General features: G+C 65.5%; 13 protein-coding genes and 1 pseudogene. 6 read left to right on the top strand and 8 right to left on the bottom strand.

The genetic code is table 11. From position 1 onward, the window contains the following. Nucleotides 1-81: 81 nt before the first annotated feature. The gene (locus NG698_RS18370) at nucleotides 82-1,086 is read right to left on the bottom strand and encodes an EamA family transporter (RefSeq protein WP_252599678.1); all 1,005 of its coding nucleotides are present in this window, start codon (nucleotides 1,084-1,086) and stop codon (nucleotides 82-84) included. A gap of 71 nt (nucleotides 1,087-1,157) precedes the next feature. Between NG698_RS18370 and NG698_RS18365 the strand changes: the two genes are divergently transcribed. Then, nucleotides 1,158-1,703 carry a CGNR zinc finger domain-containing protein gene (locus tag NG698_RS18365; RefSeq protein WP_252599679.1) on the top strand — a complete coding sequence of 182 codons (546 nt, stop codon included), beginning with the start codon at nucleotides 1,158-1,160 and terminating at the stop codon, nucleotides 1,701-1,703. Here NG698_RS18365 and NG698_RS18360 read toward each other — a convergent pair. The 3 genes from NG698_RS18360 to NG698_RS18350 form a co-directional block, all read right to left on the bottom strand. Continuing rightward, nucleotides 1,700-2,071, bottom strand: a complete 372-nt coding sequence (locus NG698_RS18360; RefSeq protein WP_058930682.1) for a hypothetical protein — start codon at nucleotides 2,069-2,071, stop codon at nucleotides 1,700-1,702. The two genes, NG698_RS18365 and NG698_RS18360, sit on opposite strands and share 4 nt — an antisense overlap. A gap of 103 nt (nucleotides 2,072-2,174) precedes the next feature. Beyond that, a complete protein-coding gene (locus NG698_RS18355) occupies nucleotides 2,175-2,765 on the bottom strand; it encodes a hypothetical protein (protein WP_252611472.1) in 591 nt (196 codons plus the stop codon). Nucleotides 2,766-2,790: 25 nt separating this feature from the next. Continuing rightward, a complete protein-coding gene (locus NG698_RS18350; RefSeq protein ID WP_252611469.1) occupies nucleotides 2,791-4,143 on the bottom strand; it encodes an MATE family efflux transporter in 1,353 nt (450 codons plus the stop codon). 128 nt (nucleotides 4,144-4,271) lie between these two features. Between NG698_RS18350 and NG698_RS18345 the strand changes: the two genes are divergently transcribed. Continuing rightward, on the top strand, nucleotides 4,272-4,706 hold the full coding sequence (locus NG698_RS18345; protein WP_252611467.1) for a DoxX family protein: 435 nt from the start codon (nucleotides 4,272-4,274) through the stop codon (nucleotides 4,704-4,706). 96 nt (nucleotides 4,707-4,802) lie between these two features. On the opposite strand, the gene aztD is transcribed toward NG698_RS18345, so the two are convergent. Then, nucleotides 4,803-6,098, bottom strand: a complete 1,296-nt coding sequence (gene aztD / locus NG698_RS18340) for a zinc metallochaperone AztD (protein WP_252611465.1) — start codon at nucleotides 6,096-6,098, stop codon at nucleotides 4,803-4,805. Nucleotides 6,099-6,162: 64 nt separating this feature from the next. Between aztD and NG698_RS18335 the strand changes: the two are divergent. Together NG698_RS18335 and NG698_RS18330 are read left to right on the top strand one after the other, a co-directional pair. Then, nucleotides 6,163-6,495, top strand: a pseudogene (locus tag NG698_RS18335) (rhamnogalacturonan lyase family protein); the annotation flags it as partial. 123 nt (nucleotides 6,496-6,618) lie between these two features. Then, nucleotides 6,619-7,587 carry an acyl-CoA thioesterase gene (locus NG698_RS18330; protein ID WP_252599684.1) on the top strand — a complete coding sequence of 323 codons (969 nt, stop codon included), beginning with the start codon at nucleotides 6,619-6,621 and terminating at the stop codon, nucleotides 7,585-7,587. Nucleotides 7,588-7,650: 63 nt separating this feature from the next. Here NG698_RS18330 and dnaB read toward each other — a convergent pair whose 3' ends face one another. Continuing rightward, complete coding sequence (dnaB, locus tag NG698_RS18325) at nucleotides 7,651-9,033, bottom strand: replicative DNA helicase (protein ID WP_058930676.1); 1,383 nt, start codon at nucleotides 9,031-9,033, stop codon at nucleotides 7,651-7,653. 690 nt (nucleotides 9,034-9,723) lie between these two features. Between dnaB and NG698_RS18320 the strand changes: the two genes are divergently transcribed. Together NG698_RS18320 and NG698_RS18315 are read left to right on the top strand one after the other, a co-directional pair. Further along, nucleotides 9,724-10,179 (top strand): hypothetical protein, encoded by a 456-nt coding sequence (locus NG698_RS18320; RefSeq protein WP_056341733.1) that lies wholly within the window; start codon nucleotides 9,724-9,726, stop codon nucleotides 10,177-10,179. A gap of 2 nt (nucleotides 10,180-10,181) precedes the next feature. Continuing rightward, nucleotides 10,182-10,754 carry a hypothetical protein gene (locus tag NG698_RS18315; RefSeq protein WP_252611463.1) on the top strand — a complete coding sequence of 191 codons (573 nt, stop codon included), beginning with the start codon at nucleotides 10,182-10,184 and terminating at the stop codon, nucleotides 10,752-10,754. Nucleotides 10,755-10,821: 67 nt separating this feature from the next. Here NG698_RS18315 and NG698_RS18310 read toward each other — a convergent pair whose 3' ends face one another. Both NG698_RS18310 and NG698_RS18305 read right to left on the bottom strand, forming a co-directional pair. Further along, nucleotides 10,822-11,202: a TFIIB-type zinc ribbon-containing protein gene (locus NG698_RS18310; protein WP_252611461.1), complete on the bottom strand. Its 381-nt coding sequence runs from the start codon at nucleotides 11,200-11,202 to the stop codon at nucleotides 10,822-10,824. Nucleotides 11,203-11,304: 102 nt separating this feature from the next. Beyond that, nucleotides 11,305-11,931, bottom strand: a complete 627-nt coding sequence (locus tag NG698_RS18305; RefSeq protein WP_252611459.1) for a CE1759 family FMN reductase — start codon at nucleotides 11,929-11,931, stop codon at nucleotides 11,305-11,307. Nucleotides 11,932-12,332 lie beyond the last annotated feature (401 nt).

The raw sequence follows: 12,332 nt of genomic DNA, 5'->3' as shown, positions 1-12,332 counted from the left end.
GAAAGGGAGGCACGACGGCGGTGCCCCGGCCTGTGGCACCTGCCTTTTAGGGCAAGTCCTACAGGGCAAGGCAGCCGGCACTCAGGGCACAGGTTCGACGTCGTTCGCGTGGTCCAGCGGCGCGGGCGCACCGACAGTTGCAGCGGCCGTGCCGGAGCGCAGCTCGTCCAGCCGGACCAGAACCACCCCGCCGACAATGAGGACGCCGCCCAGGAGCTGGATGGCGCCGGGCAGCTCACCCAGAAGCAGCCAGGCCCAGGTCACGGCGAACAGCACCTCGGTCAGCGAAACGAAGGACGCAACCTTGGAGCCAAGGGCGCGGGCAGCGACAACGCCGGAAACGTACGCCAGGACTGTTGCCAGGATGACCAGGCCACCCAGGGAGACCCACCAGGGCGTGATCCAGGGGCCGAGCCTGGTATCCGCGGTGCTGAAGGCCATGGGAAGCAGTCCCGTGGCGGCCGCCAGCCACATAACGGCTGCCCCCACCAGCAGCCCGGCGGACGCCAGGACGATGGGCGGCAGGGAATCATTCTCCTTGGCCGTGATGAAAAAGTAGATGGCAAGGCATACGGCAGCGGCCACCCCCCACAGGACCCCGATGATGTCGATCTTGACCGTTCCGGTGAGGTCCAGGACGAGAACCAGGCCGCCGAGCGACAGCACTGTTCCGCCGAAGGTCAGCGCCCGTGGCCGCTTCTTGCTGGCTCCCCATAGCCAAAGGACGATGAGGACGGGAGCCAGGTATTCAAGCAACAGCGCTACACCCACGGACAGGCGGGCTACCGCGTTGAAGTAGAACAGCTGGCATGCGGCCACTCCGATCAGGCCGAAAAGACCGATGGTGACCCAGTTGTCGCGCAGCTGGTACCACCGTCCGCGCAAGGCCAGAACGGCAGGAACGGCGAGGATCAGCGCGGCACCGGTCAGGCGGGCCGTCACGGCAGCGCCCGGGGACCAGCCGGTTTCCAGGAGCGCTTTGGCGAAGGAGCCGGAGAGCCCGAAGACGGCAGAGGAGAACAACGCGATTCCAAGGCCCGAGCCAAGGAATCCGCCCGCGGCTGCGGGGTTAGGGGCGGCAGTCACCGACGCCTCCTGTCAGGAGTAAAGTGGGATAATGGTCCTGACATTACGCCCGACCCCAGTAAGGAGTCAAGATGGTCTTTGCCCCTGACACCGAAATAGCCCTGCGCGCCGTCGTCAACCTGATCAACACCGCCGCCAACGGACGCGAATCGCTCGCCACGGTGGCGGACCTGGATCATTTCCTTCAGTCCGAGGGGTTCAGTGGAGCCCGCGCCCGCGATGCGGCGGAGCTGTCGAGTGTCCACGAACTGCGCGGGCGGCTTGCCGCCCTCTGGACTGCAGACGAAGACTCTGCTGTGGCAGGCGTCAACCGCCTGTTGCGCGAGGCCAACGCACTCCCCCAGCTAATGAAGCACGATGAGTGGGACTGGCATCTGCACGCCACTGCCAGGGACGCGCCGCTGGCAGAGCGCATGGGCACCGAAGCCGCCATGGCCTTGGCGGACGTCATCCGGAGCAAGGAGATGGACCGCATGCTCGTGTGCGAGGCCGAGGACTGCGATGCCGTGGTCCTGGACCTCAGCCGCAACCGGTCGAAACGGTATTGCGATACCGGGAACTGCGCCAACCGCGCGCACGTGGCAGCGTACCGCGCGCGGCAGGCTATTGTTCGCTAGGAGTGGCTGGAGCCGGTACCGTCAGCGTCCGGAGTCTCAGGGGCGCCGCCGGCCTGGCTGGGGCCGTGTCCCCCGAATCCGTGCGACGGTTTCCGGGCGGAACTCAGGTTGACGCCGGATCCCTTGCCCAGGTGTTCGGAGTTCTCCTTGTGGCTCATGGCCAGCATGGCCGCGATCACCAGCGTGACGATGAACGCGATGCCGGCGCCCGTGAAGGCGAGGTCGAACCGCGGGGTCTTCGAGCTGCCGCCGGAGGCGAAGATCAGCACCGTAACGAAGGCGAGGACGGCCCAGAACGCAGAGAACATCAGCGGCCCCTTCACCGAGGTCCGCAGCTTGCGCGGTTTTCCTGGTTTCTGGTCTGCCAAGGTAGTTCCTCTCCTACAGCCATGCCGAAGGGCGTGCTGGTTCGAATGTGTGGGGTTGTTCCGGGCGCGTTTTCTACGCCGGGTAGAACCTTTCGCTTCTAGTTTACGGCTTCGTGGAGGCGGGCCGGGAATCGTGCCTTAGCGTCAGCCCCGACAGGACCCAGAGCACACCGGAGATGATGGCTCCGCCGCCGGCGACGCCCAGCAGGGCATGGGCTCCGAGGCTGATGAAGAAGGGCAGGATCGTCGCGGTACCAAGGCCGATGATGCCCGAGGCCAGCCAGTCGCGGGCCAGCACGTGCCGGCGACGATACTTGAGGCCGCAGTACAGCTCCACGGCTCCGGCCAGGCCAAGTCCCACTGCCGCGACGACGCCGAAGACGCGGTCCCCGTGAAGCAGCGCCAGGGCAACACCGGCGCCTGCCAGGGCGGCCCCTGCGGCGGAGAGGATCTTGCCGGGCATGCCGTCACGCGCGTAGCCGGTCTTCGGGATGGCCCAGAGGACCAGCAGGCCCGTGGCCAGCAGGTACAGCCCGCCCGCCCAGCCCATGACCTGGACCGACGGTCCGGCCCAGAAAATGGTCGCGGCGCCGAACAACAGTGCGGCCACGGCCCGGAGCAGAACCGGCTTCCACAGGTCTGCCTGCTGGGCGGTGCCGGCGGGAGCATCTGTGGGCGTCAGTGGTTGGTTCACCGGTCCAGTTTAGTGGCCGCCGGCCCTATGGCGAACCCAGCACCATCCAGCGGTCCGCCCGGGCGCGCAGGCCCAGCGTCAGCGCCCGGGCGGCCATGTACCCCAGCGCAAAGGCGGCCCACAGCCACACCAGGCCTGCGGCGGCGGACATGCCGGAGACGGCAACGGCCACGAGCATGGGGACGTAGACAGCGAGGTTGACCACGCCCGCCAGCGCCAGGTACCTGGCGTCCCCGGCGCCGATCAGCACGCCGTCCAGGACAAAAACAAACCCGGCAAGAGGCTGACCGGCTGCCAGGATCCACAGGGCGTAGGTCAGCACGGACTGGACGCCGGCGTCGGAAGTGAACAGCACCCCTGCCCAGGGCGCCGCGACGGCCAGCAGGGCTCCCGTGACCACGCCGAATCCAATGCCCCAGCGGATCATGGTCCGGGTCAGGTGCCGCGCCCTGACGGCGTTGGAGGCGCCCAGTTCCTTGCCGATCAAGGCCTGGGCGGCGATGGCAAGGGCATCGAGGGCAAAGGCGAGGAACGAGAAGATGGTCATGGCCAGCTGGTGTGCCGCCAGGTTGACGGCACCTTGCCCCGTGACCACAAATACCGTGGCCAGGATGGCGATGCGCAGGCTCAGCGTGCGGAGCATAAGCCACGAACCGACCCGGGTCATTGCGCGGATGCCGCTCCAGTCGGGCCACAGGCTGATGCCGTGCCGGGCGGCATTGCGCTGGACCATCACCAGATAGACGGCCGCCATGGCCCATTGGGCCACGCTGGTGCCTGCCGCCGAGCCCGCAACGGACCAGTCCAGCCCGTAGACCAGCCACAGGTTGAGGACAATATTCAAGGCAAAGCCTGCGGTGGCCACGAGCAGCGGCGTCCTGGTGTCCTGCAATCCGCGCAGGACGCCGGTGCCTGCGAAGATGAGCAGCATGGCCACCAGGCCGGGCATGGACCAGCGGAGATAGTCAACGGCGAACGCGCGAACCTCACCCTCCGCCCCCATCAGGGCCACCAGCGGTTCAGCAGCCCAGAAGCCAGCCACAGCCAGGACCAAGCCGAGCAGAAGTGCCAGCCAGACGCCGTCGCGCCCGGCCGCGAGTGCCTTGCCCAGCTGGCCGTGTCCCATCGCGCGGGCCACCGCCGGGGTGGTGGAGTAGGCGAGGAAAACCATCAGGCCGACGGCGGTGTGCAGCACGGCGGAGGCGAGCCCCACCCCGGCCAGCTGGGCCACGCCGAGATGGCCCACAATGGCCGAATCCGCGAGCAGGAACAGCGGTTCGGCGATCAGTGCGCCGAACGCCGGCACGGCGAGCCGCAGGATTTCCCGGGCATGGCTGGCGGGACGCTGGACGGCAGCGGGGGCGGATTGGTTGGGCACGGTTTCAGCCTAACGGCCGGCACCGCCCACCTGGCTGCTCCGCTTCCGTGACGCCGGAAGTCATGACAAAGGACACAATGGCGGACCATTAGTTGACACTTCAACTAATGGTCAGAGAGACTCGATTTATGAATCATTCACGCCTCACCACCACTGCCATCACCGTCCTGCGCGTCGCCCTCGGCTTCCTCTTCGCCGCCCACGGCTGGCAGAAGTTCAACGAATGGACCATCGCCGGCACCCAGGCCGCGTTCACCCAGATGGGCGTTCCGGCAGCCAACGTGTCAGCGCCCCTCGTCGCAGGCCTCGAATTGGCTGGCGGCATTGCCCTCATCTTGGGCGTACTCACCCGCGTGGTGGCCGCCCTGCTGGCCGTAAACATGATCGGCGCCTTCTTCCTGGTGCACGCCTCGGCAGGAGTCTTCGCCGACAAGGGCGGGTACGAACTGGTGCTGCTCCTGGGCGCTGCCGCCCTGGCACTCGCACTCACCGGAGCCGGCCGCGTGTCCGTGGACCGCGTCCTGTTCGGCCGCAAGGGCTCCAAACTGGCAGTCCTCGCCTAAGCGGACTCCTCCTCAACGAGCAGCGCCCGACGGCGGACAGGCACCCAGGTGCCGGTCCGCCGTCGGGCTTTTAACGTCTTTGCCGTGGCAGGAGCGTCAGCCGGTCACCCCGGTCAGTTCGTTGGGCACGTGGTCCAGGTCCGTGTTGTTGATGATTTTCCCGGATTTGAGATCCACGGCATGGATCCTGGAAGCAGCCGGTTCTGTGACGTAGGCGGTTGAACCCTGGACAAACAGGGTCGGGCGGGGATCTTGCCAGGCATCCGGCTCCGTCCAGGCGCCAACCACGGAAATGGCAGTGCTCTCTTCGCCCGTCGTCGGATCAATCACATGAAGCGCCCCGTCGGTGCCCAGCACCAGAGCCTCCCCGCCCGGACCGCGGCCCAGGGAACGGAAGGAATAGCTGGCGCCCAGGTCCACCAGCTGCAGCGTCCCGGTGTCGGTGTTGACCAGCGAGATCCGGGTGGGCCGCTCCAGGTCAGCGTCCCTGTCCACCTTGTAATCGCCGAGGATCACGGGAGATTCATGGCTTCCGGCCTGGTTGCCCATGCGGCCGTACGGGTCAGGGCCTGCAACCTTGGTGAAGGCGCCGTTGCGGTAGACCAGCATGCCGTCCTCACAGCCCACCACCACGGTTTCATGGCCCGCCACTGCCTCACCATGCACGCCGGGGCACTCCTGGTTGCGGAGCAGTTCACCGCGTCCCTGCCCGCCGCCATTTTCCGGCGCACTCAGCAGCGCCAGGCCAGTGCGGCCCTCCTCGTTCCCGAGGGTGACCAGCAGCTTCCCATCCTCCAACGCGATGGCGACGCCGTGGTGGGCTTCGGGTGCGGTGTAGGTGCTGGTCTCGGGCAGGCCGGCCTTGAGTGCGTCAGTCAGCGCGGCCGGATCAAAGACCTCCACCTTCCCTGAACCGTCATTGAACAGCACTGTCTTCCCGGCGTGGTTGACCACGTGGCCGGCCTTGCTGGCGCTGAAGGCCCGGTCCGTCAGCCGAGGTGCGGCGGCATAGGAGTGCCCATGGTCGCCGTGCGCCTCGGTCCACACACCTGCATCGAAGACGCGGAAGGAATCTCCGGTGGCCACCAGAACGTGCCGGCCGTCGCCCGCCGGGCTGAGGCGGTTGAAGCCTTCCAGCGGCACTTCCTCCACGGGCTTCAGCGTCTTCGCATCGAGAACGCTAATGCCGGCGTCGTGGGTCAGGACCAGCCGAGGGGTGGGGGCCTGGCCTTCCTTCGCCCGCCCTGCTGTGGCAGAAGCGGAAGTGCCGGCCGAGTCAGGGCCTGCGCCCTGCGACGGTCCGGAGCCCGCGCCCGGAGCAGCCCCGCATGCCGTGAGGAGCAGTGCCGAAACCGCGAGAACTGCCGGGAGAGCCTGCGGATAAGTGCGCATATGGCCGGGATGTGAGTGAGTTTTTATCATATCGCTAACGATAGTCATTATCAATAGTGATGCAAATTGGATGACCTCGGCTGCGTCATGGCTGACGGCGGCCGGAACGAAGTCGAACAACAGCACCAAGGGCACTCCGGCCATCCAGGCCGATCTGCTCGGTGACTGGCGTGAGGAAATTGCGTGGCCGTCGTCGGACAGCACGGAACTGCGGATCTACACCACCAGCGCCGGCACTGACGTCCGGCTCCGCACCCTGATGCATGATCCTGTGTATCGGCAGTCGGTTGCGCGCGAGAACATCGCCTACAACCAGCCGCCGCACCCCAGCTTCTTCATCGGAGTGGGCATGAAACTGCCCGCACAGCCGGATATCACCTATACCGGCGCAAAGTAGCCTCCAGTAGTCCACCGACAGAACTGCCCTGTCCGCCCCAAAAGGGCGGGTGGGGCAGTACCTGTTGCGGGTATGTGTCGGCCCCGACCCTCCGGTAACACCGCGCCTCAGTAAGATCGCAGCATGACTGAGACCGCGGCCAATTCCGTAACCCTCCGCTTCCTGGCTGCCCCCACGGATGTGGGCCACAGCGGCTCGGTGGATGCGGGGACCGTCCTCGAATGGGTGGACAAGGCTGCGTACGCTGCCGCCGTGGGCTGGGCCAAGTCCTACTGCGTCACCGCCTACGTGGGCAACATCCACTTCGCGGACCCCGTGAACAGCGGCGACATGGTGGAGGTGGAGGCCACCATCGTCTACACGGGACGCTCCTCCATGCACATCCGGACCGTCGTCTCGTCAAGCGACCCCAAGGGCGGGCCTGCCACGATGCGCAGCCAGTGCATGGTGATCTTTGTGGCGGTCGGCGACAACGGCAAGCCCATACCCGTCAAACAGTTCGAACCGATCACGGCCGCGGAGATCGAACAGCGGGACCACGCCCTGGCGCGGATCAAGGTCCGTGAACGGATCGTCGAAGCCATGAACGCCCAGGAATATACCGACGCCGGGACCGCCGAACGCGTGACGCTGCGGTTCATGGCGGCCCCCACGGACGTGAACTGGGGCGGGAAAGTGCACGGCGGAATCGTGATGAAGTGGATCGACGAAGCCGCCTACGTCTGCGCGTCCCGCTACTGCGGCATGGACACCGTGGCGGTCTTCTCCGGCGGCGTGCGCTTCTACCGGCCCCTGCTGATCGGCCACGTAGTGGAGGTCGAGGCCAGGCTGGTCTACACCGGGACGAAAGGCATGCACATCGCCGTACATGTGCGCTCCGGAGATCCGAAGGGCAAAGAACTGAACCTCACCACGTATTGCCTCACGGTGATGGTGGCCCGCGACGCCGACGGCAACTCCGTGCCCGTCCCCGGCTGGGTGCCGGTCTCGGCGGAGGACAAACGCCTGCATGCCCACGCCCGCGAACTGCTCGAGATCCGTGGGACCGCCCCGGGGAACCGGCTGCCCAACCACCTGCTGGGGCAGGGCTAAGACGGAGGGATCCATCTGCTGGGGCAGGGCTAAACCAGCCAGCCAGCCCCGGCGGGAACGACCTTAGAAGCCGCTGCCGCCGGCGTCGGCCGCCATGTTGGCGAAGCGCGAGTAGTGACCCTGGAATGCCACCACAATGTCCTTGGTGGGGCCGTTACGGTGCTTGGCGATCAGAATGTCCGCCTCGCCCGCACGCGGGGATTCCTTGTCGTAGACGTCCTCACGGTGCAGCAGGATGACCATGTCCGCATCCTGCTCGATGGAGCCGGATTCGCGGAGGTCAGAGACCATGGGCCGCTTGTCCTGGCGCTGCTCGGAGCCACGGTTGAGCTGCGACAGGGCGATGACCGGAACCTGGAGTTCCTTGGCCAGCAGCTTCAGCGCACGGGAGAACTCGGAGACTTCCTGCTGGCGTGACTCCACCTTCTTGCCGGAGCTCATGAGCTGCAGGTAATCCAGGATCACGAGCTTCAGGTCATGCTGCTGCTTGAGGCGGCGGCACTTGGCCCTGATTTCCATCAGCGACATGTTCGGGCTGTCATCGATGAAGAGCGGGGCATCATTCATCCGGCCCATGGTGGTGGCGATCTTGGACCATTGCTCGTCCTTGATGGTGCCCTTGCGAAGGTCCTGCAGGCCGATGGTTGCCTCTGCGGACAACAGGCGCATGGCGATTTCGTTCCGGCCCATTTCGAGCGAGAACATCACAGTGGCCAGGTTGTTCTTGATGGCGGCCGAGCGGGCGAAGTCCAGGGCAAACGTGGACTTGCCAACTGCCGGACGGGCGGCAATAACGATCATCTGCCCCGGGTGCAATCCATGGGTGAGTTCATCGAGTTCGTAGAACCCCGTTGGCACACCGGTCATGCCTTCCCCGCGGTGTCCGGACGCTTCGATCTCGTCCACCGTGGCTTCCATGACGTCCTTGAGGACCACATAGTCCTCTGCTGTGCGCCGCTCCGCGACGGCGTAAACCTCGGCCTGTGCCTGGTTGACCAGGTCCTCCACCTCACCGTCGGAACCGTATCCCAGCTGGACGATTTTGGTGCCTGCGTTGACGAGCCGGCGCAGAATGGCGCGCTCTGCCACGATTTCGGCGTAGTAGCCGGCATTGGCGGCCGTAGGGACAGTCTGGATGAGCTCGTGCAGGTAGGCGGGTCCGCCGATCCGGTTGATCTCTGCGCGCTTGGTCAGTTCGTCCGAGACCGTAACCGCATCCGCCGGCTCGCCGCGGCCGTAGAGGTCGATGATCGCCTCGTAGATGGTCTCGTGCGCAGGCCGGTAGAAGTCCTGTCCGCGGAGGATTTCCACAACGTCAGCGATGGCGTCCTTGGACAGCATCATGCCGCCGAGGACGGACTGCTCAGCGGGAATGTCCTGTGGTGGCTTACGGCTGCCTTCTGATCCGCGGGTACCCTCGATCGAGTCCAGGTGCGTTACTGACAAAGCTGCCGTCCTCCATAGTGTGCCGCGACTTGATGCGGCGAGTAAGTCATTCACCTGCCGGGATGCCCTCCTGCGGGACCTCCACGGGACGGCATACGTTCAGGTCTATCAGCGGCCTCCGACAATGAAGCGCGGCGGGCCCGATTGAAGCCTCCGCAACGTTGAGTCTGCGCAACGCGCGTGGGAGTTATCCCCATGTTCCGCTAGTTATCCACAGAAAGCGCCGCAGCAGCCGGACCGAAGTCCTCCACTGCTGCGACAGCACATGTGCGCAACGGCGTCACAGCACCCCAAAAGCAGGTATCCCGCAACGGTAGCCGCCACCGCCCCAGCGTCCAAGCCCGCCAACCCGGAGGGCTGTGGATAACCTGTGCACTAAGGGGCATAGCTTGTGCACAGCCTGTGGGTGGACCTGTGGAAACAAAAAAACTTTTGCCGTATATAGGCGTCTGACCTGCGAAAACGTTCGTCGAAGATGTGGACTAAATTCTTTTTTTCGCAACCTTCATCCACAGCTTGCGGCGTGGCGCTGTTGAAAGATCCGGATATCCGAGCGCCTCCACCGGCGATTCATACCGGTTTAGTGATGCATCGCACACCTGCCGGCATCTTTTGACGCCACAGCGAATCGGCTGTATGCAACGGCCGGAATGTGCTGTGGATAACGGGCATCTGGCATAAGCTCTGATTATGGGCGATGTACTGATGGTGTTTCTGCCGGCTGGCGTGTTGGCGGCAATAATCTGGGCATTTACGACGGCCCTCAGACCCCGTAATTCCGGGACGTCCGACGCCGAGAAGTACCAGCAGGACCTGGCGAGGCGCTCTGCGGAGCACTATGCCGAGCAGGTACGCGTGGCAACAGCCGTGCGTGCCCGCCTGGAAGCCAACACCCGGCCCAGCCAGAACGAACAGCAGCAATCGCAGCAGGAAGACCATGCCCGGGCAGCACGGCGCGGGCAGTCCGGAGCGGGTGCCGGCCAGTATGGCTATGCGGCGCTCCCCGGCGGGATTCTGGACCCTCAGCTGGCCATGCAGTTGCAGACAATGGCGCACGACGGGCACAAGATCCAGGCCATCAAACTCCTCCGCCAGGCAACCCAAACGGACCTGGCGACAGCCAAAAAGTATGTAGATCGGCTTTAGAAATGGAATCGCTCGTGATCCCCGTTATCATCCTCGCGGTCGTGGCCGCCGGTGTCGCATTGGCTGCCCGGGCGGTCAGCAGGCGGCAGGCGGCCGCCAAGCAGGCCGGCACGGCCCCTGCGCCGGATCCGATTGAGGTGGCCCGCCGGGCCGCCACCAAGCTCTCCGAGGACCAGCACCGCAGGTTGTACGCGCTGATTGCCCAGGGACAGGCGATGGCGGCCATCAAGCTGTACTACGAGGCCACAGGAGAAGGACTGCGGGCATCCCGGGACGCGGTGGGGGCGTTGGCCGCCCACCCGCAGGCCTACCGCAGCCCTGCCGCTGAAGCGGCGGAGGCGGAGCCCGACGATGACGACACGCCCCAGCGGTTCCCCTACCGCTACCGCGCCATTGCCAGCAAGGGCGATGTAACGCGTGAGGTCAGCAGCAATATGCTCAACGACGAGATCTACGGCCGCATCCGCACGTTGGCGCGCAGTGGCGACACCGAAGGCGCCGCCACTGCGCTGACCAAGCACTCGGACATCTCCATGAAACAGGCACGCGAGTTCATCGCCCTCCTGGACGACTAAGGATCCTGGGCGGCTACGCTCCCGGACCCCAAGGCTCCCAGCCGCGGCACAGTGCGCCGTCCGGCCGTCAGAAGTCGAAGATGTCTCCCAGCCAGCCTTCCTTCTTTTTGGGCCGCCGGCGGTCGTGGTCGCGGTCATACCCCGGCTTGTCGTACTTCCGGTCGTCGTAGCGCGGCTGGTCGTAACGGGGCTGCTCGTACCGCGGCTGCTCGCGGCGGGGTTCAAAGTTCGGATACAGCGGGGGCGGAACCGGAGCAGCGACAGGCGCCGCGGCCACCGGGCGCGCCGGCGTAGGAGCGCCGCCGTCCATAGCGTCGTTGGCGCGGTCGATGATTTTGTCCAGCTCACCGCGGTCCAGCCAGACGCCGCGGCACTGCGGGCAGTAGTCGATCTCGACGCCGCTGCGTTCGCTCATGATCAGGTCAATTGAATCCACAGGACATTTCATGTTCCGGTCAACGACCGGGGACACCGAATAGTTCAGACGCCGGGATCCCGGGCGCTGACGGGGGAGCTTTGCGGACGGGCGCGGACTTTGCGGACCGGCGCCTTAGCGTCCGCCGGAAATGCCTGCCAGGAGCTGTTCGAACGGCAGGGACTCCAGTGCCGCCGGCTTGCGGCCGGGCTGATCCTCCGCGAGGAGGGCGGCGAACTCAGCCGCCGCACGGTCGATCCGCGACGATAAGGGCGAGCCGCCGTCGTCCGTTTTACCCCAGTCCTGGGGGCCGGCGAAAACGGCCGTAGCGGCCATCCTGGTGCGCAGGTAGCTGAACAGCGGGCGCATGGCGTACTCGAGGACCATCTGGTGGCGGTCGGTACCGCCGGTGGCGCCCAGCAGGACGGCCTTCTCGTCCAGGGACTTGGGGTCCAGGACGTCGATGAAGGACTTGAACAGGCCGCTGTAGGAAGCGCTGAACACCGGGCTAACGGCAATGATGCCGTCGGTTGCCTCCACGCCGGCAATGACATCCGCCAGGCGAGGGGCCGCATAGCCGGTGACAAAGTTGTTGGCGATGTCCACCGCGAGGTCCCGGAGCTCAACGACCTCAACCTTCACCTCGAAACCCGCATCGGCGAGGCGGTGCTCTGCTGCAGCGGCGAGCTGGTCGGCGAGCAGCCTGCTCGAGGACGGCACGCCCAGGCCGGCGGACAGTACGGTGATGCGGCGGGTTTCCACTTGGACTCCTGAGGTTCGGTACAGCCTATGATACATGTGTTTGCATGTATCGAGATAACCGATGCCTGTCCGCGTCTATTCCAGCGGTGCCAGGTCACCGGCGGTTGCACTCCAGGCGGCATGAAATGAGCATCTGCGTTTTCCTGGATGCGCGGGAGGGGCACCCCTTCTACCTAAAGCGTTACGGGATAAGTCCCCACTCCACCTAACAGGTCACTCGGCGCTGCCCCTCCACACCTAGCTCTGGCGGGAGCACGAAATTCCCTATGTAGGACGCGATACAAAAAGCGAGTACTCAGTACTGGTGTTTACCTGGCCGGGCTGGTCATATGCTCAATTTACGGGCAGGGTCACTCGGCCGGGGGTTTCGAATTCCTCTAGAGGCACTGGCTGGATTAGTC

The organism is Pseudarthrobacter raffinosi, assembly GCF_023913735.1.
Classification (GTDB): domain Bacteria; phylum Actinomycetota; class Actinomycetes; order Actinomycetales; family Micrococcaceae; genus Arthrobacter; species Arthrobacter raffinosi.
Note: the sequence above shows the minus strand (reverse complement) of the source record. Positions and strands in the feature narration are given on the sequence as shown.

Excerpts from the sequence above, each read along its gene's own strand:
- NG698_RS18320 (WP_056341733.1), top strand. The coding sequence starts at position 9,724 with ATGGGCGATGTACTGATGGTGTTTCTGCCGGCTGGCGTGTTGGCGGCA.
- NG698_RS18310 (WP_252611461.1), bottom strand. The coding sequence starts at position 11,202 with ATGAAATGTCCTGTGGATTCAATTGACCTGATCATGAGCGAACGCAGC.
- NG698_RS18365 (WP_252599679.1), top strand. The coding sequence starts at position 1,158 with ATGGTCTTTGCCCCTGACACCGAAATAGCCCTGCGCGCCGTCGTCAAC.
- aztD (WP_252611465.1), bottom strand. The coding sequence starts at position 6,098 with ATGCGCACTTATCCGCAGGCTCTCCCGGCAGTTCTCGCGGTTTCGGCA.
- NG698_RS18345 (WP_252611467.1), top strand. The coding sequence starts at position 4,272 with ATGAATCATTCACGCCTCACCACCACTGCCATCACCGTCCTGCGCGTC.
- NG698_RS18315 (WP_252611463.1), top strand. The coding sequence starts at position 10,182 with ATGGAATCGCTCGTGATCCCCGTTATCATCCTCGCGGTCGTGGCCGCC.
- NG698_RS18330 (WP_252599684.1), top strand. The coding sequence starts at position 6,619 with ATGACTGAGACCGCGGCCAATTCCGTAACCCTCCGCTTCCTGGCTGCC.